This window comes from Paenibacillus sp. Y5S-9 (assembly GCF_036894235.1).
Lineage (GTDB): Bacteria > Bacillota > Bacilli > Paenibacillales > Paenibacillaceae > Paenibacillus.
Window position 1 is genome coordinate 229,779 of sequence record NZ_CP145887.1, and the last position, 21,289, is coordinate 251,067.

Consider the following 21,289-nt stretch of genomic DNA (forward strand, 5'->3'; position numbering starts at 1 on the left):
TGAAGTAATCGTTTTTATGAAGCGCTTGCAGGGATTATGTTATCCCATATCGTTTAATATAGCAACAATAAATTATTGTAAATTTTAAATACTAGCTTAACTGTTTAAAAATGCAACACATAAAGGGAATAAAAAAGACGTAAACTTAAAGTTAATCTTTAAGTTTACGCCATAATGTGGCCCGGTTAATCCCCAGACGCTCTGCGGCCTTCGATTGATTGTTATTTTCCTCCTGGAGCACGAACTGAATAACTTCCTTCTCGATGTCCTTCAACGTACCGTTCAACTTCATTGGGCTTGAAGAAGGTTGCTGATCCAGCAAGCGGGATAAGGTAGCAGTGGTGATTACATACTCCTGTTCATTGAGTGCAGCCTGCTTGATCAGATGTTTCAGCTGATTGACGTTCATATGTGTGATCTGATCTTGGATCAGCTGTAGTGCATCTTCTTTTATTCTTACCGCAGTAGTTCCGTATTTCTGGTAGTAACCCGTAAGGAAATGCTGCATCAGTGGAGCCAGATCCTCGGGTCTATCCGCAAGATTTGGCATCATGATTGTATTAAGCTCCAGATCGAGTGAACACAGGGGGTTCAATGCCTGCTCCCCGAGTATAAATACCCCAATCTGATTTTGAAGGCAGTTCTGGATAAAGGAGAGCAACTCCGGATCTTCCCTACGTGTTTCCATGTGGTTAATCTCTACATTTCGAACCTTGGCGAGTGGTATCTTGTGCAAATGACCGGGCGGAACTTGCGAGAGATCCATCTGTAATAACAGTCCGCCACCGGAGTACATCTGATGAATATGTTTGACCAGAAAAGATTTACCGGAATCCGCTTCACCCAGCAGATAGATCGGTTCATGATGCTCGTAAAGTGCCCGAATGTTCTTTAATACCGCCTGCATGGCAGGGGATTCGGCAACAATAGGCTCCATCGATGCGTCCGTGAACGTTGTTATGCCAAATTGTGCAAAGGCATAGGGTTGTCCTTTTTCCAGCATATATACCTTGTAGTTCCTGTTGTCCAGGGTTGTTTCATAGGCATTAACCGTGAGCTGGTAATCGTCCACCATGAACACATTTTGGATCTGGGATTGATGGAATTCCAGACTGGTATTGGTCAGATATATGTGATTATCGGTCAGCGGATTTTTCTCAAAATCAGTCAGGTTCTCGAATACCACTTCATTCCGTTCATTTAAAATAAGTAAATTCGGATGTTCCCGTGTAACCAGGTCATTCAGGATGATCGATATCGCATGATTTTTACTCAAATAACGGTAGACCAGCTGTGCATCCTCCATCGCTCTAAGGATGGATTCCTGCCCAGATTGGATTAACAATCCCTCCAGACCATAGGTCTTCGCGGTGTTGACGGTGATCACATCTCCGACAATCTGTCGGTACCCGGAAGCCTTCAACTCCAAGAGCAATCGTGCCACATCTTCCGAGCTATGTATGGTATAGACCTTTAGGGGCAGATCCATCAGATCAATAATGGATTGTGCACCAGAGGTGATGTTGGAGAAGCCAACAATGGCTGTTTGGCCGTTAAACTGGCTTGCTAGTGTAAGTGAACGAATCATATCATAGCCCGATAACTGCACATCAATGACGGGAATGGTCACTGCTTTTTTAATCAATTGGGCGGTTCCGCCGCGGCTGATGATAATCTCTGCACCATTTTTCTCAGCTTGAGTAGCTAATTCCACACCGTTTGCCAAGTCGCCCACGTCCGTCTGAATGGTTAACTGGGGAAAGCGAGGAATGCACTCTTGTATAATAGGAATCATCGATTCGTAGGGAGCAATAAAGTGAACTCGTGTACGCATAATTTTCCTGCCTTTATAGAAAACTTTGATCCCCTTATTATAGCCAACTTGCGAAGGAATGGCACCTATGGGGGAACCAACACGGTTGTGTCTGCAAAATGCCTGTTTGATATGCCTTCATAACTCTCCCGAGTGGAATGTGATGAAGTACACTGAATCGAATCGTTATGTATTTCAAAATTAATGCATAATTGCACACGATAAGTGTAGAGAAATGAGGAGATTTCATATGGGAGACATTCATAAAGTAGCGGAGCCGGATCACATCATTAAGGATGTTGTCGGAAAGTTTTCGTGCAGGGTACTGTGGAGTGAGGGCCGTCCATGTCTGGAGTATCAAAGGGAAGAGGATGTGGCGTTAATCACAGAATACGTCCGCATTACGTACAAAGTTGAACTATTGGATGTGTTTTTCACAGCGGTGGAGAGTCTTCCGGTGGAGCCATAGTTAGGTAGGGATTTGTAGAGTGCGGGCAAAGGGTTAGTACTTACGTTTTTGTGTGTTTATACAAGGTCATGAGGCGACACTATAGGTGCTCGTCTTTTTTTTATTACTCCATTACTTTCTGACTTTGGATCGTACGGACTCCACTTGCCAACGTGAAATGTGAAACGTATGTGGGTGTATTCATGTATTATAGTATACATATGAACTTTTCGGAGGAGGAACAAGTAATGGGAATCTTATCGAGGTTTAGAGACGTGATGAAGGCGAATGTGAACCACATGTTATCTCGGGCGGAAGACCCGGAGAAGAGCGTGAATGAGTATATGCGAAGCCTGAGCAGTGATCTGGGTCAGGTGAAGGCTGAGACAACGGCGGTGCTGTCGGATGAGAGCCGGGCGAAGCGAGCATTGGATGAGTGTAGCGCCGAGGTCAAGAAGTTACAGCGGTATGCGGAGAAATCGGCGGAGTCGGGAGACGAAGATAAAGCCCGCGGTTTTCTGGAGAAGAAAGTGAAGCTGGCTGACAAATTGAATGAATTACAAGCCGCCTATGAACGTGCTTCTGCCAAAGCCAAGATGATGAAGCATATGAACGATAAACTGGTTGCAGATCTGGGGCAACTGGAAGCGCGGCATGCAGAACTGAAAGGTCGCATGGCAGATGCAAAGGCGCAGCAACAGGCCAATGAACGGAATGCATCTGCGGGCAGGGCTGATGCTGCATTGAAGGCCATGGAAGACAAGGCGAACCAGGCGCTGAACGAAGCAGAGGCTTTGGCAGAACTTCGCGCTGGAGCACAGGAAGATGATTTGGACGAATTAATTGCCCAGTTGGAGAGGGACATGAACGCCCAAGCGGGTAATAATGAAAATACATCGCCAAATGCGGAGGAAGAACTCGCAGCAATTCAGGAGAAGCTGAAGAAGTGAGTTTAACTTGTACACTATAACGTAGAGGACAGAAAAAAATCATATTTCGTTAACATTGAGGTGAGCAGATGCCGGTTATTGAATATAAATGTCCAAACTGCGGCAGTGGTATGATCTTTGACAGTGTGTCAGGTGCACTATCCTGTCCCAGCTGCGGCCGCCAGGACAACATAGAGCAGATCCCCGATCCTTTGAAGAGACAAGTATTCACCGAAAATGAGGTCAAAGAATACCACTGTAACAGCTGCGGAGCTGACATTGTCACGGAGCCAGAGACCAGTGCGACGACATGCAGTTTCTGCGGTGCGGCGGTTGTACTCAGTGATCGGCTGACGGGCAATCTGGCCCCCGCGATGGTGATTCCCTTTTCGATCAACAAGGATCAAGCCAAGCAGGCTTTCAAAAAGTGGTGCAAAAACGGCCTCTTAACGCCAAGTGGCTTCATGTCCGCCGATCGGATTCAGAGCATTACCGGCATGTACGTGCCGTTCTGGTTGTATGAGTTACATAACAAAATCGAAGTGCATGGTCGTGGCACCAAAGTCAGATCCTACACCCAGGGTGACTACCATTACACCGAAACACAGCATTTCGATATATACCGCCGAATTCGGCTGAATTACGTGAATCTGCCCATTGATGCGTCGGAGAAAATGAAGGATGAACTGATGGATAAGCTGGAGCCTTTCCCATATAATCAGCTGAAATTGTTCAAGACCCCGTATCTGGCGGGGTACATTGCGGAAAAATACAGTTATACGGACGAGGAACTTTTTCCGCGGGCCAAGGATAAAACGAGATCGTACATTGATTCTTATATTGCCTCAACTGTATCCGGATATAGCAGCGTGAGCTACACGGACAAACAGATTGATACTACGCTCAAAAATGCAGACTATGTGCTGCTCCCGGTGTGGATGGTCAACTATGACTATAATCGTGCGCAGTATACCTTTGCCATGAATGGCCAGACAGGTAAAGTGGTCGGTAAACCGCCGATCAGCAAAGCCAAAGTAGCTGGATGGTTCGCAGGAGTCTCTGCGGTCTCGTTGCTGTCGCTGAAGCTGGTTTCCTGGATGATGGGAGGTGGATTCTTATGAGAAAAAGAACCCCTCTAGCCGTGATGGCTACGCTCATTTTACTTATGATCACCCTTGTTGCTCCGTCGATCCCCATGTCATCGGCATCCGCAGCGGAGAGCAAAAATCTCATCTACGATGAGGCCAACCTGCTGAGTGAGCAGGAGATCAGTGAACTGAATCTACTTGCGAATCAGTATGGCGCGGAACGGCAGACGGACTTTGTTATCTTGACAACAAATAATGTTGAGAATCAGGATGTCATGCTCTTAACGGAAGATTTTTATGATAAGCAGGAGCTAGGGTACGACAAAAAACTTGGCAATGCTGTCATATTGACGATGGATATGAATAATCGCGAAGTGTATCTGGCTGGATTTTATAAGGCAAAAGAATATCTGAGCGATCAGCGGCTTGATGCTATTCGTACCCGAATTACTTCTTACTTGTCTAGTGGGGATTATAAACTCGCATTTGAGAAATATATTGAACTCTCTTACAAATATATGGGGTATGAACCCGGTGTGAATCCGAACAATATTTTGTTCAACGTTTGGTTTCAGTTGGGAGTATCTGTAGTTCTTGGCGGTATTGTTGTTGGTATGATGACCTATCGTTCCGGGGGACGTGTCACGGTCAATCGTGCGACTTATGAGGATTCAAGCAATTCCAGTGTCATTGATCGTCAGGATCGTTATATCCGTACAACCGTAACCAAGCGCAAAATCGAGAAGAACAATAACAACGGTGGCGGAGGAGGAGGCGGGGGTACCTCCCGAGGCGGTCATTCACACAGTGGAAGTAGAGGTTCGTTCTAGTCACTACGGAGTATGCGGATTTTTTAATTAGAAGGGATGGGAATGAGTATGGGATTTTTCAGAAATCAATTTTCGAATGTGGTGGAATGGGAAGAGTTCAGAGATGACATGATATTTTGGAAGTGGAGCAACCGGGAGATCAAAAAGGGGAGTAAACTTATCATCCGTTCGGGTCAGGACGCCATTTTCCTGAATAACGGTAAAGTGGAAGGGATTTTCGAGGACGAAGGATCATTTAATATCGATTCCGAGATCATTCCGTTTCTTTCTACCTTAAAAGGATTCAAATTTGGATTCAACAGCGGCATGCGGGTCGAAGTATTGTTTGTAAATACCAAAGAGTTCACCGTGCGCTGGGGCACGCAAAGCCCGGTATTGATTCCGACGCCACAACTCCCAGGCGGGATGCCGATTCGGGCCAACGGGACATTTAATTTCAAAGTAAGTGACTATGTAACCCTGATTGATAAGATTGCAGGCATCAAACAGAGTTATCTGGTCGAGGATGTCAAAATCCGAATTACTTCCGTGCTGGATCAGCTTCTAATGAAGTGGATTAGCCGTGAAGGGAAGGATATGTTCAACCTGCAGGCCAATGCATCCGATATTGCCAAGGGGATTCAGGAAGATCTGGATATGCAGATGATGGACATCGGAATTGGGATTACCGGTTTCCAGGTGATGAGCTTCAATTATCCAAAAGAGATTCAGGACATGATTACAAAGACTGCTTCGCATGAGATGATTGGTAATCTGCAAAAGTATCAGCAGGTCAGCATGACAGACGGCATCTCATCCGGTAAAGTACAGGGCGGCGGCGCAGCTTCGGATATGGCGGGCATGATGATGGGTATGAACATGGCCAATGAAATGATGAAAAACATGAACCAGAACCAAGGCCAAAACCAGAACAATAATTCCAATTCATCTCAGAATCAAAATAACGACCAGAAACCAGCGGGAAATAGCAACGGTGATTCGAATACATCTTCATCTACAGAAGGCAACAAGAAGCCAAACTTCTGCCCGAACTGTGGAGCCAAAAATGAAGGAGCCAACTTCTGTCCGAATTGTGGTCAAAAGCTGGGCTAATGAAATAAATACATGTAGGGATAGTTCAGCAATGGTTGAGATATTGCGGAGCTATCCCTTTTTTGTATGGGTGCTAGTTAAAGCAACATGGCGTAGAGCAGAGGAACGAGTGCAGTTATTCAATTTTGATAAAAGAGTTGACAACCGATCACAAATCATTTATCTTTAACTTAAGATATTTAATTTAAATATAAATAACAGCCAAGAACAAATATCTTCAATCCATTATGAGGAGAGATCAAGATGATGATCCCAACATTGACCAGAATAAATGAACTTTCAAGAAAAGCCAAAGAGGGCGGATTGACGGAGATGGAGAAAGAGGAACAGGTTCGTCTTCGCCAAGAATATCTGCAAACTTTTCGCGGTTCGGTCAACGACATTCTGCTGAATGCAACCATCTATGATCCAAACGGCGATGACGTGACTCCTGATAAATTGAAACAAGAACAGGCCAATCAAAATAAAAACTAGCATATAATTCGCCAGATCATATATCTTAATTTTAAGATAATACAAACTTACTATAAATCAATTAACTAACTCAAATACTCTAACATCTACTCAATTCAAAACATGCTTACCAAACCAAGGAGGAATTAATCATGACTATGCAAACAGCAGGTATTCACCATATTACAGCTTTCGCAGGAGATCCACAGGCCAACGTTGATTTTTATGCCGGAGTTCTGGGACTTCGTCTCGTGAAAAAAACAATCAACTTCGATGCACCTGATGTGTATCATCTGTACTTTGGAGACGAACACGGAAGCCCAGGTACCATCATTACCTTCTTCCCATCGGCTGGATCACCACGGGGCAAAATTGGCGGAGGTCAGGTCGGCATCACTTCCTATGTCATTCCTCCTGGGTCGATTGGCTTCTGGCAGAAACGGCTGGAACAGTATAACATTGAGGTAACCAAAACAAGTCGTTTCAATGAAGACCTGCTTCAATTCGAAGATAGCGAAGGCCTGCGGCTTGAGCTTGTTGAACGTGAAGAAGGAGCAACCAGCACTTGGGCACACGAAGGGATGCCAGCAGATAAAGCGATCAAAGGTTTCGGTGGTGCTGTCCTGTTCAGTGTAAATCCGCAAAGAACGATGGATGCTCTTGAGAAAATCATGGGATTTGTCAGAGTGAGTGAAAATGAAGAGTACGCCCGTTTCCGTTCCAGCGGGGATATCGGTAATGTCGTAGATGTTCCAGTGACCCGTATGGCTCTGGGGATGGGCGGCGCAGGAACCGTGCACCATATTGCATGGCGTGCCAAAGACGACGAGGAGCATGCACAGTGGAGCGAAGCTGTACGTGATTACGGGTACCAACCGACTCCAGTTCGGGATCGTCAGTACTTTAACGCAATCTACTTCAGAGAAGCTGGCGGCATTCTGTTCGAGATTGCTACCGATCCTCCGGGCTTTGCCAAAGATGAACCTGCTGATTCGCTTGGACAAAAATTGATGTTACCTGAATGGTTCGAGAAATACCGCCCTCAAATTGAGGACAATCTGCAACCAATTGTGGTAAGAACGCTCGCACCTGCTACAGCTGTGAATTAATAAGAAAACCTGAAAAAGCGAAGCGTTCGCCTAAAAGCTTTCTGAAAGAAAGCTACATCGGAAGCATACGCTATCCCCGGATTTTCCCTTAGGAAAAGGGAATCAAAAAAATCTGGGGATAACAGCGATTGGAGGGTTATTCTGTCATCGGAGTGTATGTGTGAATCATCTTTAGTTCAACTTATATAGCTGACGTTAGATTATGAGAATAACCAAAGGAGCAACGAAGGATGATGGAGAAAAAGGTTACCTGGCTGGAGCTGTTTTACGATCTGCTCTTTGTAGCAGCGGTCTCCAAAGCGGGTCATGTCTTGTTACATGCCGAACACGGAGTAATTACGTTTGAATATTTAATGAAGTTTGTGCTTATTTTCATCCCTGTTTGGTGGGCATGGGTCGGTCAGACCTTGTTTATTAACCGCTATGGTCAAGACATCCTGATTCATAGAATATTTCTCATCCTTCAGCTCCTGTCCGTGATGGTCATGACGGCGAGTCTCTCTACCCATTTTGACCAATACTACTTGTCTTTCTTCGTGGGTTATATCGGTTCACGGGCTTTTACGGCGATTCAGTATCTGACGGTTCACAAGTCGAAAAGTGAGCATCAACAGCAAGCCGCTCGTTACTTGGGCATCTGTTTCCTCATTGGTATATTGATCTCATCGGGCTCACTATTCTTCGATTCCTGGTTGCGCTACTTGATTTTGTATGTGGGGATTGCCGTTGATATTGTGCTTCCGCTGATCGGACGCAAAAACTTGGTGAAAGTGCCCGTTCAGACCCATCACTTGTTGGAGCGTTTCGCGTTATTTACACTCATCCTGCTGGGTGAATCGGTGGTGAGCATTATCGCTGTGTTGCAAGCCGATCATTGGGATATGAAATCGATTTTGTTTGCCGCCTTTACGTCCATCTTTGTCATTGCGATGTGGTGGCAGTACTTTGACAACGTGGAGAAAAAGGTCAGCAAAGAGATCCAGACTGCCGGGCAAGCGATCATATACGGTCATCTGTTCATCTACATCTCCATGAGTATGATCGCTGCTTCAATTCAGCTGTTATATCAGAATCAGTTAAACTATGTGTTCATGCTAGGGTTTGTATTTGGATCAACGCTGTTGTATTTCTTGTCGACTTCCCTTGTGTTCCACCGCTACAGACACGCACATCTGCGGCTGGGCCCGCGTCATCTGGCGGTCATGGTAGGGTTGCTGGTGGCATTTGTCCTTGTGGATCTGGTCTACCAGGTTCCGGGTTATGTCATCATGGGCGAAGAAATGTTATTCTTCCTGGTGTATGCGAAACTTACGACTTGATATATCAAAGGAATTCTATAGCCTTCTAGGTAGCAAAACAAACTAAATAACCGTTTTCCAGTAGTATACCGGAGAACGGTTATTTAGTTTGTACCTGAAATCTATTCCAGATGAGAGACCATTAATAGTTATCTGATGATTCAGAGATGTTGATATCAATAGAGGTTACTTGTGTATCGGGTCTTAACATTTTTAAGGTCTTAACAATGGGTATGGGTCCTTTTTGACCATCAATGAAAGTAGTGCCCGAATTTTTTTGTGTTATCGGTTCGATAAGAAACGTTCTTGCTACATATGTTCCTTCCACTATTTTATCTATTCCAAGATGGATGTAAGCATTGTGATACACATCAAATATTAATAGGGCACAATTAATACTATTAACAGGTTGAGTGTAGTAAACGACTTGTGTTGAAGACATAAGTAGCTTGGGAATGAGGTGGAAATTAACTAATTTACTTTTTACACTATTGAATCCACCCTTGTTTTTCTTTTTTAAATCTTCAAACGTAATTATACCGTTCATAACACCATTAAAACCTGGCATGCCCCTATATTTTGAAGCTGCACGTTCCTTCAAAGTTTTATTGACAATACTTTGTAAACCTACAAGATGACAAAAGTTTTCTTTGTTAAAATCTAAGTGAAGTATGGAGCCGTCTCCCAAGTGGTATGTAAATCGATATGGTAATAGATAACTGATGTAGTAGTCGAGGAGCAATTTTAGGTTAATCTGATCTATTCTTGGTTTTACATCTAGTGAGTGTAAGTCGTGGACATGTGATATCCTTTCGAGCATATAGGTTCCCTCACAGTTTCTATTTACAAACTAAAAAAGACGCTAGGAAGATAGAACCAGCGCCTTCACAATTACAATATGGTGGCGACTAAAAGCTCTGTTCCGCGTCTTATTTAAAGTCCACCGCGGAGTGGAACTAGGGGTCGCCTTCCCCAGTGACCCTAGGGGTCCAAATATAGTATATTCCGTATTACCGTGTGTTATGCAACTAATTACTCTATTCCGCATCTTATTTAAAGTCCACTGCGGAGTGGAACCAAGGGTTGCAACCCTGGTGAGCACAGTACGCTCCTAATTTGTTGATATCACTAGTATACCACAATAGCCTTTTAGTTCAACAAAATGGGAGATATTATCCATACGTATATCGAAAATAATTCCCTAAATATTATCCTTGAATCATTGTATTCTTAACGAATAATTGATTGAATGAGCGTGTTCTTACATCGTGGAACCGCGTAATTGTATCTGCAACTTTTGACGTTAGAGTAATTTCTTCTCAAAAGCACAAATCTAATTTAATTTCTTCTATAGAATCTGTTAATATGAGACTATGTACAAGTGAATCTACCAGATCATATTGAATGGTCTTATTCGTTCGTAGGTATGGGGATGACAATCAGGAGGGAAATCATTGAGCACACATCAAATCGGAGTTCCATTGGAAGGGTTTGCAGAGTTTAGTCGTACGGTTGCCGCTGAAGGAGCCGTTTTACTCAGAAATGAAGGCCAAGTGCTTCCACTTCGTGAAAGCGAAAACGTTTCAGTTTTTGGTCGGATTCAAGTCAATTATTATCGCAGCGGTACGGGTTCAGGCGGTAGTGTTCATGTGGCCTACACAACAAATCTGTTGGATGGTTTGCGCAGCAAAAAGAATATTACTGTTAATGAAGAACTGGCAGCTGTCTATGAGAAATGGATTGAGGAAAATCCATTTGATGACGGCGGAAAAGTATGGGCTGCCGAGCCATGGAATCAAAAAGAGATGCCTTTGACGGATGAACTGGTTGCACAAGCCAGAAGCAAGTCTAGCAAAGCCATTATTGTAATTGGACGTACAGCTGGAGAAGACCAGGATAATGCGGATGCACCAGGAAGTTACCAGCTGACAGAAGATGAGAAAGCGATGTTGAAGCAAGTTACTTCGCAGTTTGAACACACAATCGTTGTGCTGAATGTCTCGAATATCATCGATATGAGCTGGTTAAACGAAACGTATCTACATCCGATCCAAGGTGTAATTTACTCCTGGCATGGCGGTATGGAGGGTGGTAACGCGATTGCTGATGTGCTGGCGGGAGACGTTACACCAAGCGGTAAACTGACAGATACGATTGCATATTCCATCGAAGATTATCCTTCGACAAGCAACTATGGCAATGAGTTCAAGAACCTGTATCAGGAAGATATCTATGTAGGTTATCGTTATTTCGAAACGTTTCGACCTGAGCGTGTTCAGTTTGAATTCGGTTACGGCCTGTCTTATACGACGTTTTTGGCCCAGCATGAAGAAGCGAAATCCGTATCCAAAGACGGCGAAACCTACATCGAAGTTCGTGTAAATGTGACCAACTCAGGTACAACATATGCGGGCAAAGAGGTTGTGCAAGTCTATTATGAAGCACCACAAGGCAAACTGGGGCAACCGGTGAAGGCTTTGGTGGCTTTTGGCAAAACAGGATTGTTGCAGCCGGGCGAGTCAGAACTTCTGACGATCAGTTTCCCGATCCATGCGATGGCATCTTACGATGATGCGGGTGTTACAGGTCATGCTTCAGCATACGTTCTGGAAGAAGGCACATACCGACTGCATGTAGGAACCAGTGTGAAACAAGTGCAGCACATCAGCATTGATGGCCAGGATGGCTATGTGATTGAATCCCTTCAATTGGTGGAGCAACTGCAAGAAGCGATGGCCCCAACTGAAGATTTTACACGGATGAAACCAGGTACGCGCAAGGAAGATGGATCTTATGAACTGACGTATGCAGAAGTACCGAAACGTAAGATATCCATGGCGAATCGGATTGAGCAGAATCTCCCGCAAACGCTGGAGCAGACGGGCAACCAGGGCCACAAGCTGAGTGACGTTAAGGCTGGCAAAGTGAGTTTGGAAACCTTCATCGCCCAACTGAGTGATCAGGATCTGGCGGCGATTGTTCGTGGTGAAGGCATGAGCAGTCCGCTCGTTACTTCGGGGACGGCATCTGCATTTGGTGGTGTCAGCGACAGCCTGTTTAACTACGGTATTCCGGTAGCATGTACGGCAGATGGCCCGTCCGGTATTCGTATGGATAGTGGCGAGAAGGCAACACAGGTATCCATTGGTACGTTGCTTGCGGCGACATGGAACAAGGATCTTGTTGAAGAGTTGTATGTGATGGAAGGACAGGAATTGCTGAGAAATCAGGTGGATACCCTGCTCGGACCTGGACTTAATATCCGACGGAGCCCGCTCAATGGCCGGAACTTTGAGTACTTCTCCGAAGATCCGCTGATCTCGGGTGTATTTGCCGCAGCGTGTACAAAAGGTATTATGAAGGGTGGTTCCAATGCCACACTGAAACACTTTGCCTGCAACAACCAGGAGAAACACCGCAGTAAAGTAGATGCTGTTGTCTCCGAACGTGCACTGCGTGAAATTTACCTGAAAGGGTTCGAAATCGCCGTAAAAGAAGGCGGAGCAAACTCCATCATGACTTCCTACAACCCGGTTAACGGACACTGGGCGGCATCCAACTACGACCTGAACACCACGATTTTGCGTGGCGAATGGAATTTTGACGGAATTGTAATGACCGACTGGTGGGCGATTATGAATGATGTGACCGAAGGTGGAGAAGCTGATCGCAAATACACCAACTGGATGATCCGTGCGCAGAATGATCTCTACATGGTTGTACCGAACTACGGCGCAGAGATCAATGGCTGGGATGACAACACGATTGAATCCTTGGAAAATGGAACACTTACGCGCGGAGAACTGCAACGCTCGGCGATCAACATCTGCAAGTTCATCATGAATGCACCAGTGTCCGGTAGAAAACACGAGATCGTGGAGAACGTCGCTTCTTTCCAAGCGAATGCATCTCTATCTGCTGTACAAGCTCAGAATCTAATTGAGAATGCACAGGTGAAACCTGCGGTAGCTGAACCCGTCTACATGAAAGTGGATGAGGCCGGCCATTATCGGATTATTGTACAGATCATGTCCCCTGAGCCGGAACTGGCTCAAAGTGCATGTAACCTGCTCCTGAATGACCAGTTGGTAACCACTATTCAAACGAATGGTACCGAAGGCAAATGGATCAGACAGAAACTTGTCAAAGTAGACCTTGAAGCAGGACTGTATGAATTGAAACTGGACTTCACCAAACCAGGCCTCCAGATTGACTGGATCGAATTCAAACAGGTGTAGAAGATAATCGGAAATATCAGGTGATAAGAGCAATCGAAAGGTTGTTCTGTCATCCAAAGCAGAATACGTTGGTATATGACAAAGGACACTGTACGCGGGTGTCCTTTGTTGTAACACGGAATAGCTACTGTTATGATAGTGTTATGGGATTTTGGTAGTTCTGAACAATGGGGTCAGGGGTGTTGCGAAGAATGAGAAATTATAATTTTTTGAGTCCAATCCTGCTGGTTGTGGTAGCACTGATTGTAAGAGGCCTGGTGACTAACCTGGGAGTTCTTTTTGGTTTATCACAAGAAGTGGCGAGTAATATTGCCATGATAGCCATGATTATTGCTGCTCTGATTATGTTTAATCGAATGACGAAGGCTCGGCGTAGAAAATAGAAAAAGCTCGGATAACCAGAAGCTTATCGGAGACATGAAGACACCCTTAGGGTGTCTTTTTTTGTATTGACGTTCTGATCCTAACGTTTTAGACTATTGCTAATAAATAATAACTTTATAAATAACAAAAATAACAAAATTCATTAGATGAAGTGATGAAATCGGTTGCGCTCTCTTTTTGCCAGCCTCCCCCATTCGGTCCTCAAAGGAGAATCCAATCATGAAGATCATTACCGACAAACCATATATCGTTCAGGACAGTCAACCTTTGCAGATTGCAATCTGGAAGCTGACCATCGTCAAATAATGATGAAGAAGGACCGCAGGAGCGCTGATGAAGCGTTCAGTCGGTCCTTTATGTCATGGATCAGGCTGTGTGCAGTTCGAGTGATGTCTATCGATAAGGGTTAACGGTTCTGGAATAATCTACGATGAAGTGAAGGGAGCGATCCTTATGGAAAGACAGCCTGTATTGGAAGTCATTGCTGTAGATGCGGCAGATGCCAAAGCAGCTGAGGAGGGAGGGGCCGATCGGATTGAGTTAGTGTCTGCGATGTCTGAAGGAGGACTTACCCCCAGTTATGGCGTCATGGAGCATGTGGTGTCCCAGGTATCCATTCCGGTGTATGTCATGATCCGTCCCCATAGCCGCTCGTTCCGCTATAGCACAGATGACATCCACGCCATGACCCGGGATGTGCGCGTGGCGAAGGAACTTGGAGCCGCTGGCATCGTGATCGGCGCTCTTACAGGAGCTGGTGAAGTCGACCTCATATCCTTGCAATCATGTATGGCCGAAGCACAGGGTTTGGGCGTTACGTTTCATCGGGCAATTGATGTGAGCACAAGCCTGACTGAGGCGCTCAAGGCCATTAACACATTGGGAAACGTGGAGCGTGTGCTTACATCGGGAGGGAAACAGACAGCGCCTGAAGCCATACTGGAACTGAAACAGCTCCAGGACCTGGGGCAAACCTTGAACATCGCTGTCATGGCAGGGTCGGGGGTCACCATAGAGGGAATTCAAACGCTAGTGAGTCAGACGGGTATCACAGAGATACATATGGGATCAGGCGTGAGGTACAAAGGCAGCTTTAATTATCCCATTGATCCACATTTGGTTGAAGAAGCTAAGCAGCAGTTATTGCTTGCATCACAGCCATTCATGGACAGTAGTGTACTGAGTAGCGGTCCAAGCAAGGGTGGTCCAATGATATAGGGATGCGCTAAATAAAAGGAGTGATACGCCATGAATTATGAACTGCAACCAGCCGAATGGATTAAGTCCGCAGCACAGGTCAGCCCATCCGAACGCCAGCTGAGATGGCAGGAGATGGAGTTCTACGCGTTTATTCATTTTACGGTAAATACATTTACGGATCAGGAATGGGGCACTGGGGAGGAAGACCCGGCGATTTTCAATCCTTCTGAACTGAGCGCAGCGCAATGGGTGCAGGCGTGCAAGGCTGCGGGGATGAAGGGGCTGATTTTGACGTGTAAGCATCATGATGGATTTTGTTTGTGGCCAAGTCAGTTTACAGCGCATACGGTCGCGGCTAGTCCGTGGAGGAACGGTACGGGGGATTTGGTTCGGGAAGTCGCCGATGCCTGCCGTGAGGGTGGATTGAAGTTTGGCGTGTACCTGTCTCCTTGGGATCGGCATGAAGCCACTTATGGAGATTCCGAGAGGTATAACGAGTTTTTCCTCCATCAGTTGCGCGAGCTACTCACGAATTATGGCGACATCTTCTGTGTATGGTTCGATGGTGCATGTGGTGAGGATCCGAATGGCAAAAGGCAGGTCTATAACTGGGACACCTATTATGCGCTTATTCGTGAACTTCAGCCCGAAGCTGTCATCTCGGTATGTGGCCCGGATGTACGTTGGTGTGGCAATGAAGCGGGACATACGCGTGATTCGGAATGGAGCGTTGTGCCAGCGCATATGCAGGATAATGAGAAGATTCAGGAGCAATCGCAACAGGTGGATGATGGTGAGTTTGCCACAAGGATCAATACGCAGGACAGTGATTTGGGAAGCCGAGAAGTCATTCGTTCCCAAGGTGACCAACTGATCTGGTACCCTGCCGAGGTGAATACCTCAATTCGCCCGGGATGGTTCTATCATGCCAGTGAAGATGATCAGGTCAAAACACTGGAAGAACTGCTCGCCGTCTATTACGGCGCAGTGGGGGGCAATGCCACCTTTTTACTCAATCTGCCACCTGATACGCGTGGTCTCATTCACGAAACGGATGTTGAGCGACTACAGGAATTGGGAGATTCGCTGCGCACCATTTTTCAGGAAAATTTCGCCTTGCAGGCGCTGGTAAAAGCATCGGAGACGATGGATGAACAACATGCCGTATCGGAAGTGCTGACGGAACGCCGGGAAACGTATTGGTGTCCTCACGAAGGAACGGAGCAGGCTTGGATCGAGCTGGATTTGCAGGAAGAACGATCGTTTGACCGGGTGGTGCTGATGGAACATATCCAGACAGGCCAACGGATTGAGCGTTTTACACTGGAGTCGCAGAGAGCAGATGGTGGTTGGGAAGAGTTTTACAAGGGGACGGTGGTGGGGTATAAGCGAATTTGCTGTTTCCCACAGGTCACATCGAGAAAGCTGCGATTAACCATTCATGAATCCAGATGGTATCCTACGTTGTCCGGGTTAGGCATATATCTGAGCGAGCGGGGAGGGGTGTAAAATGGCGGTGCTGACGTATAAAGGTTCACAATTTATGTATGATGGCGAGCCTATTCGGATTTTGTCGGGTGCCATCCATTATTTCAGAGTGGTCCCCGACTATTGGGAGGATCGGTTACTCAAGCTAAAAGCCTGCGGTTTCAATACAGTAGAAACGTATGTGCCGTGGAATGTTCATGAGCTCCAGCCGGGGCAGTATTGTTTTGAAGGCATGGCTGATCTGGAACGTTTTATTCGCATTGCGGGAGATGTGGGTCTGCATGTGATTGTTCGCCCAAGTCCTTATATATGTGCTGAGTGGGAGTTTGGCGGATTACCTGCCTGGCTGCTTGCTGATGATGATATCCGTCTTCGTTGTAATGATGCAAAATTTCTGGCGAATGTGGATCGTTATTATGATGTGCTTTTGCCCAAATTGAAACCTCTTCTGAGCACCCATGGCGGGCCGATCATTGCAATGCAAATTGAAAATGAGTACGGCAGCTTCGGGAATGACGCGAGTTACCTGCAATATTTACGTGATGGCATGGTGGAGCGAGGTATGGATGTGTTGTTATTTACCTCGGACGGACCGACAGACCACATGCTGCAAGCGGGATCGGTGCCAGGACATCTGGCTACGGTTAATTTTGGATCAGGAACGGAAGGTGCGTTTGCCAAGCTGCGTGAATATCAGACGGAAGAACCTTTGATGTGCATGGAGTATTGGAACGGCTGGTTCGACCACTGGGGAGAGTCGCATCATACCCGAGAAGCCCCAGATGTGGCGGGTGTGTTTGAGGAGATGCTTCGAGCAGGGGCTTCGGTTAACTTTTATATGTTCCACGGGGGAACAAACTTTGGATTTTATAACGGGGCGAACTGTCAGCAGAAGGATCAATACGAACCCACAATTACAAGTTACGACTACGATTCACTACTCAGTGAATCCGGGGAGCCGACAGCGAAGTTCCATGCCGTACGTGATCTTATTGCTCTGTATAGCAATGAAGATCTGGGTGAGCTTGTGCTACCAAAATCGAAGGGGACTATCGCCTATGGGCGAGTGGAGTTGAACCAGCAGGCGCCATTACTGGCGCAGTTGGACCGGATATCAGCCCCGGTGCAGCGTACGAATCCAGAACCGATGGAGAAGCTGGGTCAAGATTATGGATTTATTTGTTATCAAACCCGAATTTCCGGGCCAAGGGAGCGACAGGAACTGGTGGTTCAGGAGGTTTGTGATCGTGCGCTTGTGTTTGTGGATGGGCAATTTCAGGGCGTGCTCGAACGAGGGAATACAGCGGTATCGATTTCTTTTGAAGTACCGCCAGAGGGCGCAGAACTATTGATCCTTGTTGAAAATATGGGGCGAATCAACTATGGCCCGTACCTGAGAGATCCGAAGGGGATTACGGAGGGGGTGCGCCATGGCTTTCAATTTTTATATGATTGGACGATTCATTGTCTGCCATTAACTGATCTGTCCGGTTTACAATTCAGCGATGTGATTAGCGAAGCAATTAACGAAACAATTAATGAAGTACAGGGACCAGCCTTTTATAGGGGAAATCTTCAGATCACGGATGTAAGAGATACTTTTCTGCGACTGGATAACTGGACCAAGGGAGTTGTATTTGTAAACGGATTCAATCTGGGACGCTACTGGAATATAGGACCGCAAAAAACGTTGTATGTACCTGCCCCGCTTCTTCGTGAAGGTGAGAATGAAATCATGGTATTCGAGCTTCATCAGACGGCTGAACTGGCCGTAACGTTTGTGGATACACCGGATTTGGGCTAGGAAAAGGAAAATAGTAGAGCCAAACGATTATTGATAATTGTCGTGTCCGCCAGAAAAAGGTATACGTTGGGTATGGACATCGACTAGGGCGTGTCTGAAAACTCCGAAGGAGGCAGATTTTCCCGAATTTTCGTTCCAAGCAAGGAGATTTTCCGCAGGCGTGCCGGGGCACGTCAAGGGAAAGTGACGCAGCAGGGGGCGAAAAGGCGGTAAAAGATGCACTTCAGTGAGTTTTGAGACACGTCCTACAGGAGAGGATGAGGGAAAATGAAAGTTGGACTCAGCACTTACAGTCTGCAACAAGCATTGGATCGTAAAGAATTAACCGTGCCCGATGCCATTCGCTGGATTGCCGATCAGGGCGGAGAACATGTGGAGATTGTGCCGATGGGATTCAGTCTGATCGATAATCCGGAGTTGATTGATGAGATCAAAGCTGTGGCAAAAGAGGTAGGAATCGATATTTCCAATTATGCTATCGGCGCTAACTTTGCTGTGCAGGAAGACGCCGAAGCGTTGGAGCAAGAGATCCAGAATGTGATGCGGCATGTGGATGTGGCTGCTGCGTTAGGAGTGAAGCTGATGCGTCATGACGTGGCATTCCGCCCTGCACCAGAGGGAACCGTAGCACAGTTCGAGATCGACCTGCCGGTACTGGTGAAGGCTTGTCAGCGGATAGCCGATTATGCAGCGGATTTTGGAATCACAACAAGCGTGGAGAACCATGGGTACTATGTGCAGTCGAGTGAGCGAATTCAGCGTTTGCTACACGAAACGGCGCGGAGTAACTTCAAGACCACACTGGATGTCGGCAATTTCCTCTGCGTGGATGAAGATCCGGTGAGTGCCGTAAAAAATAACATTCCGTACGCGTCGATCGTGCACGCCAAAGACTTCTACTGGAGACCTTCGTACCGAAACCCCGGTGAAGGCTGGTTCCAAACCTCGCATGGCAATTACCTGCGCGGTGCCATAGTGGGCCATGGCGATATTGACATGCCCGAGGTGTTCCGTGTGTTGAAACAATCCGGGTATGACGGATATATCTCGGTTGAATTTGAAGGCATGGAGGATTGCAAAACCGCCTCACGCATTGCTATGGATAACGTCCGCCGCCTATGGGAAGAGGCATAGGGCTGAGTACTTGTTTTAAATGAAATATGAATAGTTACGTATGGCTCAAACGGAAAGTTAGTTCAGTCAGGAAAAGTAGTGGAGGGGGCGAAATCGATTCTGAAGAAGCGAAGCGTGCGCCTTTATCACCGGATTTCCCCTTTGTAAAAAAGGGGATTGAAGAAATCTGGGGATAAGAGCGATCGGAAGAACGATTCGCAACCGGAACGTCTATCCGCTGGACGTCAATTATTTTATTTATGGAGGGAATCAGCACTATGTCCAAATTGAAAGTCGCCGTCATCGGTGCCGGATCAATATCCGATTGCCATTTGCAAGCCTACGCCAGTAATCCAGACGTTGAAATATACGCCATCTGCGACCTGAATGCAGAACGTGCCGCAGAAGTTGCGAAGCAATATAATGCTCCTCATGTGTTTACCGATTACAAAGAATTACTCGCACTGCCCGAGATTCATTCCGTCAGCATCTGTACATGGAACGACTCCCATGCGGAGATTAGCATTGCTGCTCTGGACGCAGGCAAAAATGTGTTATGTGAGAAACCACTCTGCCAAACGGTGGAGGATGCCCTCGAAGTAGAAAAAGCGGTCCATCGCAGCGGAAAGTTGCTACAAGTTGGTTTTGTTCGCCGCTATAGCGACAATGCACAAATTCTGAAGAAGTTCATCGACGAGGGTGAACTGGGCGAGATCTATTATGCCAAAGCCTCCAGTCTGCGTCGTCTGGGCAATCCCGGTGGCTGGTTCTCGGATATCAACCGCTCCGGCGGCGGCCCGCTGATTGATATCGGGGTGCATGTGATCGACATTTGCTGGTATCTGATGGGTAGACCGAAGGTGAAATCGGTCTCCGCTAACGTATCCAACCGTTTAGGGAACCGCTCGAACATTAACAATCTGTCATTCTACAAAGCAGCCGACTATGATGCGGAGCAAAACACCGTTGAGGACATGGCGAATGCCCTGATTCGTTTCGAGAACGGCGCGAGCCTGCTCGTGGATGTCAGTTTCACGCTCCATGCCAAAGCGGATGAGACTTCGGTCAAGTTATATGGTGACAAGGGCGGTGCCGAGTTGGAGCCGGAAATTTCGATTATTGGCGAGAAATTCAACACCATTTTGAACATGACTCCACAGGTAGATTTCAAATCATTCGACTTTATGGGCTCATTCCGCAATGAAATCAACCATTTTATAGATAGTACACAGGGCCGCAAAGAAACACTTAGCCCCGTCGAGGATGGCGTCGAGGTAATGAAAATGCTCTGCGCCATCTATGAATCAGCTCGCCAGGGACGCGAAATTGCGCTGTAAAAGGCATTGCAATAAGGGGATGCTCTACTTTACTACTCCCGTGGCGGTGGAAGTTATGAGCACAGTGTTCCCTTCCAATGAAAAGCTCCGCTCGAAGCGGGTATGGATTCGTCCTCTCCGCTCGTGGTTGGAGCAGAGTAGAGAGCGAGTGCTAACGAATCTGAGGCATCTTATTCAAGGATTCGAAGCGCTAGCCGAAATCTAAGGAACCTGACACACGCTATATGAGAATAAAGAGCAGTTTACAGCGTTTTTATCAGCTAATTTCGGGAAATAAGGTGTCTGATGTTCCTTACAATTTAAAAAGTGGACCTAAGGACCAAATAAGACGCCCTGAGTTCCTTAGAAATTCATCTACCTATTCGCTAAGTTCAGTCAGCTTGGATTTCAAGAGGTTATAAACACGCTAACATCCATCATCGTATATCTTCCTAAACTCAAGTTGAAGACACATCCTATAAAACTTACCGTTTACGCCAAAACGGAGAGTGCAAAACCAATCCAAAACAACGAATCGCACTCTCTCTGCCCGTGAATTTCCCTATAGAAACGAGGGAAATAAGGGTTTCATAGTAATTGAAGATGGCACCGCACTCAAAATACAAAGTTACTACGCCCCTTAACAGTTAAACGAACCGTTTACGCCAAAATGGAGAGGGCAGAAC

The 21,289-nt window shown here is 46.3% G+C and carries 17 protein-coding genes; 15 read left to right on the forward strand and 2 right to left on the reverse strand.

Annotated features, from left to right (window positions below):
• Window positions 1-151: 151 nt before the first annotated feature.
• Window positions 152-1,834 (reverse strand): PrpR N-terminal domain-containing protein, encoded by a 1,683-nt coding sequence (locus tag V6669_RS01080; RefSeq protein WP_338589965.1) that lies wholly within the window; start codon window positions 1,832-1,834, stop codon window positions 152-154.
• 229 nt (window positions 1,835-2,063) lie between these two features.
• Between V6669_RS01080 and V6669_RS01085 the strand changes: the two genes are divergently transcribed.
• The 8 genes from V6669_RS01085 to V6669_RS01120 all read left to right on the forward strand — a co-directional run bounded on the left by V6669_RS01085 (window position 2,064) and on the right by V6669_RS01120 (window position 9,081).
• A complete protein-coding gene (locus tag V6669_RS01085; protein WP_338589967.1) occupies window positions 2,064-2,282 on the forward strand; it encodes a hypothetical protein in 219 nt (72 codons plus the stop codon).
• Between the two features lie 227 nt (window positions 2,283-2,509).
• Complete coding sequence (locus V6669_RS01090) at window positions 2,510-3,211, forward strand: PspA/IM30 family protein (protein ID WP_338589969.1); 702 nt, start codon at window positions 2,510-2,512, stop codon at window positions 3,209-3,211.
• A gap of 68 nt (window positions 3,212-3,279) precedes the next feature.
• Window positions 3,280-4,311 carry a hypothetical protein gene (locus V6669_RS01095; protein ID WP_047841485.1) on the forward strand — a complete coding sequence of 344 codons (1,032 nt, stop codon included), beginning with the start codon at window positions 3,280-3,282 and terminating at the stop codon, window positions 4,309-4,311.
• Window positions 4,308-5,108, forward strand: a complete 801-nt coding sequence (locus V6669_RS01100; RefSeq protein ID WP_338589973.1) for a TPM domain-containing protein — start codon at window positions 4,308-4,310, stop codon at window positions 5,106-5,108. The genes V6669_RS01095 and V6669_RS01100 overlap by 4 nt, the downstream gene beginning before the upstream one ends.
• Before the next feature lie 48 nt (window positions 5,109-5,156).
• Window positions 5,157-6,200, forward strand: a complete 1,044-nt coding sequence (locus tag V6669_RS01105; RefSeq protein ID WP_076210220.1) for an SPFH domain-containing protein — start codon at window positions 5,157-5,159, stop codon at window positions 6,198-6,200.
• A 246-nt stretch (window positions 6,201-6,446) separates the two neighbouring features.
• The gene (locus V6669_RS01110) at window positions 6,447-6,674 is read left to right on the forward strand and encodes a DUF896 domain-containing protein (protein WP_074096683.1); all 228 of its coding nucleotides are present in this window, start codon (window positions 6,447-6,449) and stop codon (window positions 6,672-6,674) included.
• A gap of 131 nt (window positions 6,675-6,805) precedes the next feature.
• Window positions 6,806-7,762 carry a ring-cleaving dioxygenase gene (locus tag V6669_RS01115; RefSeq protein WP_338589975.1) on the forward strand — a complete coding sequence of 319 codons (957 nt, stop codon included), beginning with the start codon at window positions 6,806-6,808 and terminating at the stop codon, window positions 7,760-7,762.
• A gap of 230 nt (window positions 7,763-7,992) precedes the next feature.
• Window positions 7,993-9,081, forward strand: a complete 1,089-nt coding sequence (locus V6669_RS01120) for a low temperature requirement protein A (RefSeq protein WP_338589977.1) — start codon at window positions 7,993-7,995, stop codon at window positions 9,079-9,081.
• Between the two features lie 121 nt (window positions 9,082-9,202).
• On the opposite strand, the gene V6669_RS01125 is transcribed toward V6669_RS01120, so the two are convergent.
• Window positions 9,203-9,880, reverse strand: coding sequence for a PBECR4 domain-containing protein (locus V6669_RS01125; RefSeq protein WP_338589979.1), 678 nt, complete (start codon window positions 9,878-9,880; stop codon window positions 9,203-9,205).
• Between the two features lie 634 nt (window positions 9,881-10,514).
• On the opposite strand from V6669_RS01125, the gene V6669_RS01130 reads away from it, so the two are divergent.
• The 7 genes from V6669_RS01130 (at window position 10,515) to V6669_RS01160 (ending at window position 20,624) form a co-directional block, all read left to right on the forward strand.
• Entirely contained in the window at window positions 10,515-13,298 is a 2,784-nt protein-coding gene (locus tag V6669_RS01130; RefSeq protein ID WP_338589981.1) for a glycoside hydrolase family 3 C-terminal domain-containing protein, read from the forward strand.
• 191 nt (window positions 13,299-13,489) lie between these two features.
• Window positions 13,490-13,681, forward strand: a complete 192-nt coding sequence (locus V6669_RS01135) for a hypothetical protein (protein ID WP_017691199.1) — start codon at window positions 13,490-13,492, stop codon at window positions 13,679-13,681.
• A 454-nt stretch (window positions 13,682-14,135) separates the two neighbouring features.
• Window positions 14,136-14,900, forward strand: coding sequence for a copper homeostasis protein CutC (locus V6669_RS01140; protein WP_338589985.1), 765 nt, complete (start codon window positions 14,136-14,138; stop codon window positions 14,898-14,900).
• 30 nt (window positions 14,901-14,930) lie between these two features.
• Entirely contained in the window at window positions 14,931-16,391 is a 1,461-nt protein-coding gene (locus V6669_RS01145; protein ID WP_338589987.1) for an alpha-L-fucosidase, read from the forward strand.
• Between the two features lies 1 nt (window position 16,392).
• Window positions 16,393-18,174 (forward strand): beta-galactosidase, encoded by a 1,782-nt coding sequence (locus V6669_RS01150; protein ID WP_338589989.1) that lies wholly within the window; start codon window positions 16,393-16,395, stop codon window positions 18,172-18,174.
• A gap of 267 nt (window positions 18,175-18,441) precedes the next feature.
• Window positions 18,442-19,308 carry a sugar phosphate isomerase/epimerase gene (locus V6669_RS01155; RefSeq protein WP_338589991.1) on the forward strand — a complete coding sequence of 289 codons (867 nt, stop codon included), beginning with the start codon at window positions 18,442-18,444 and terminating at the stop codon, window positions 19,306-19,308.
• Between the two features lie 257 nt (window positions 19,309-19,565).
• Window positions 19,566-20,624, forward strand: coding sequence for a Gfo/Idh/MocA family oxidoreductase (locus V6669_RS01160; protein WP_338589993.1), 1,059 nt, complete (start codon window positions 19,566-19,568; stop codon window positions 20,622-20,624).
• Window positions 20,625-21,289: the final 665 nt, after the last annotated feature.

Excerpts from the sequence above, each read along its gene's own strand:
- V6669_RS01080 (WP_338589965.1), bottom strand. The coding sequence starts at position 1,834 with ATGCGTACACGAGTTCACTTTATTGCTCCCTACGAATCGATGATTCCT.
- V6669_RS01085 (WP_338589967.1), top strand. The coding sequence starts at position 2,064 with ATGGGAGACATTCATAAAGTAGCGGAGCCGGATCACATCATTAAGGAT.
- V6669_RS01090 (WP_338589969.1), top strand. The coding sequence starts at position 2,510 with ATGGGAATCTTATCGAGGTTTAGAGACGTGATGAAGGCGAATGTGAAC.
- V6669_RS01095 (WP_047841485.1), top strand. The coding sequence starts at position 3,280 with ATGCCGGTTATTGAATATAAATGTCCAAACTGCGGCAGTGGTATGATC.
- V6669_RS01100 (WP_338589973.1), top strand. The coding sequence starts at position 4,308 with ATGAGAAAAAGAACCCCTCTAGCCGTGATGGCTACGCTCATTTTACTT.
- V6669_RS01105 (WP_076210220.1), top strand. The coding sequence starts at position 5,157 with ATGGGATTTTTCAGAAATCAATTTTCGAATGTGGTGGAATGGGAAGAG.
- V6669_RS01110 (WP_074096683.1), top strand. The coding sequence starts at position 6,447 with ATGATCCCAACATTGACCAGAATAAATGAACTTTCAAGAAAAGCCAAA.
- V6669_RS01115 (WP_338589975.1), top strand. The coding sequence starts at position 6,806 with ATGACTATGCAAACAGCAGGTATTCACCATATTACAGCTTTCGCAGGA.
- V6669_RS01120 (WP_338589977.1), top strand. The coding sequence starts at position 7,993 with ATGATGGAGAAAAAGGTTACCTGGCTGGAGCTGTTTTACGATCTGCTC.
- V6669_RS01125 (WP_338589979.1), bottom strand. The coding sequence starts at position 9,880 with ATGCTCGAAAGGATATCACATGTCCACGACTTACACTCACTAGATGTA.
- V6669_RS01135 (WP_017691199.1), top strand. The coding sequence starts at position 13,490 with ATGAGAAATTATAATTTTTTGAGTCCAATCCTGCTGGTTGTGGTAGCA.
- V6669_RS01140 (WP_338589985.1), top strand. The coding sequence starts at position 14,136 with ATGGAAAGACAGCCTGTATTGGAAGTCATTGCTGTAGATGCGGCAGAT.
- V6669_RS01145 (WP_338589987.1), top strand. The coding sequence starts at position 14,931 with ATGAATTATGAACTGCAACCAGCCGAATGGATTAAGTCCGCAGCACAG.
- V6669_RS01150 (WP_338589989.1), top strand. The coding sequence starts at position 16,393 with ATGGCGGTGCTGACGTATAAAGGTTCACAATTTATGTATGATGGCGAG.
- V6669_RS01155 (WP_338589991.1), top strand. The coding sequence starts at position 18,442 with ATGAAAGTTGGACTCAGCACTTACAGTCTGCAACAAGCATTGGATCGT.
- V6669_RS01160 (WP_338589993.1), top strand. The coding sequence starts at position 19,566 with ATGTCCAAATTGAAAGTCGCCGTCATCGGTGCCGGATCAATATCCGAT.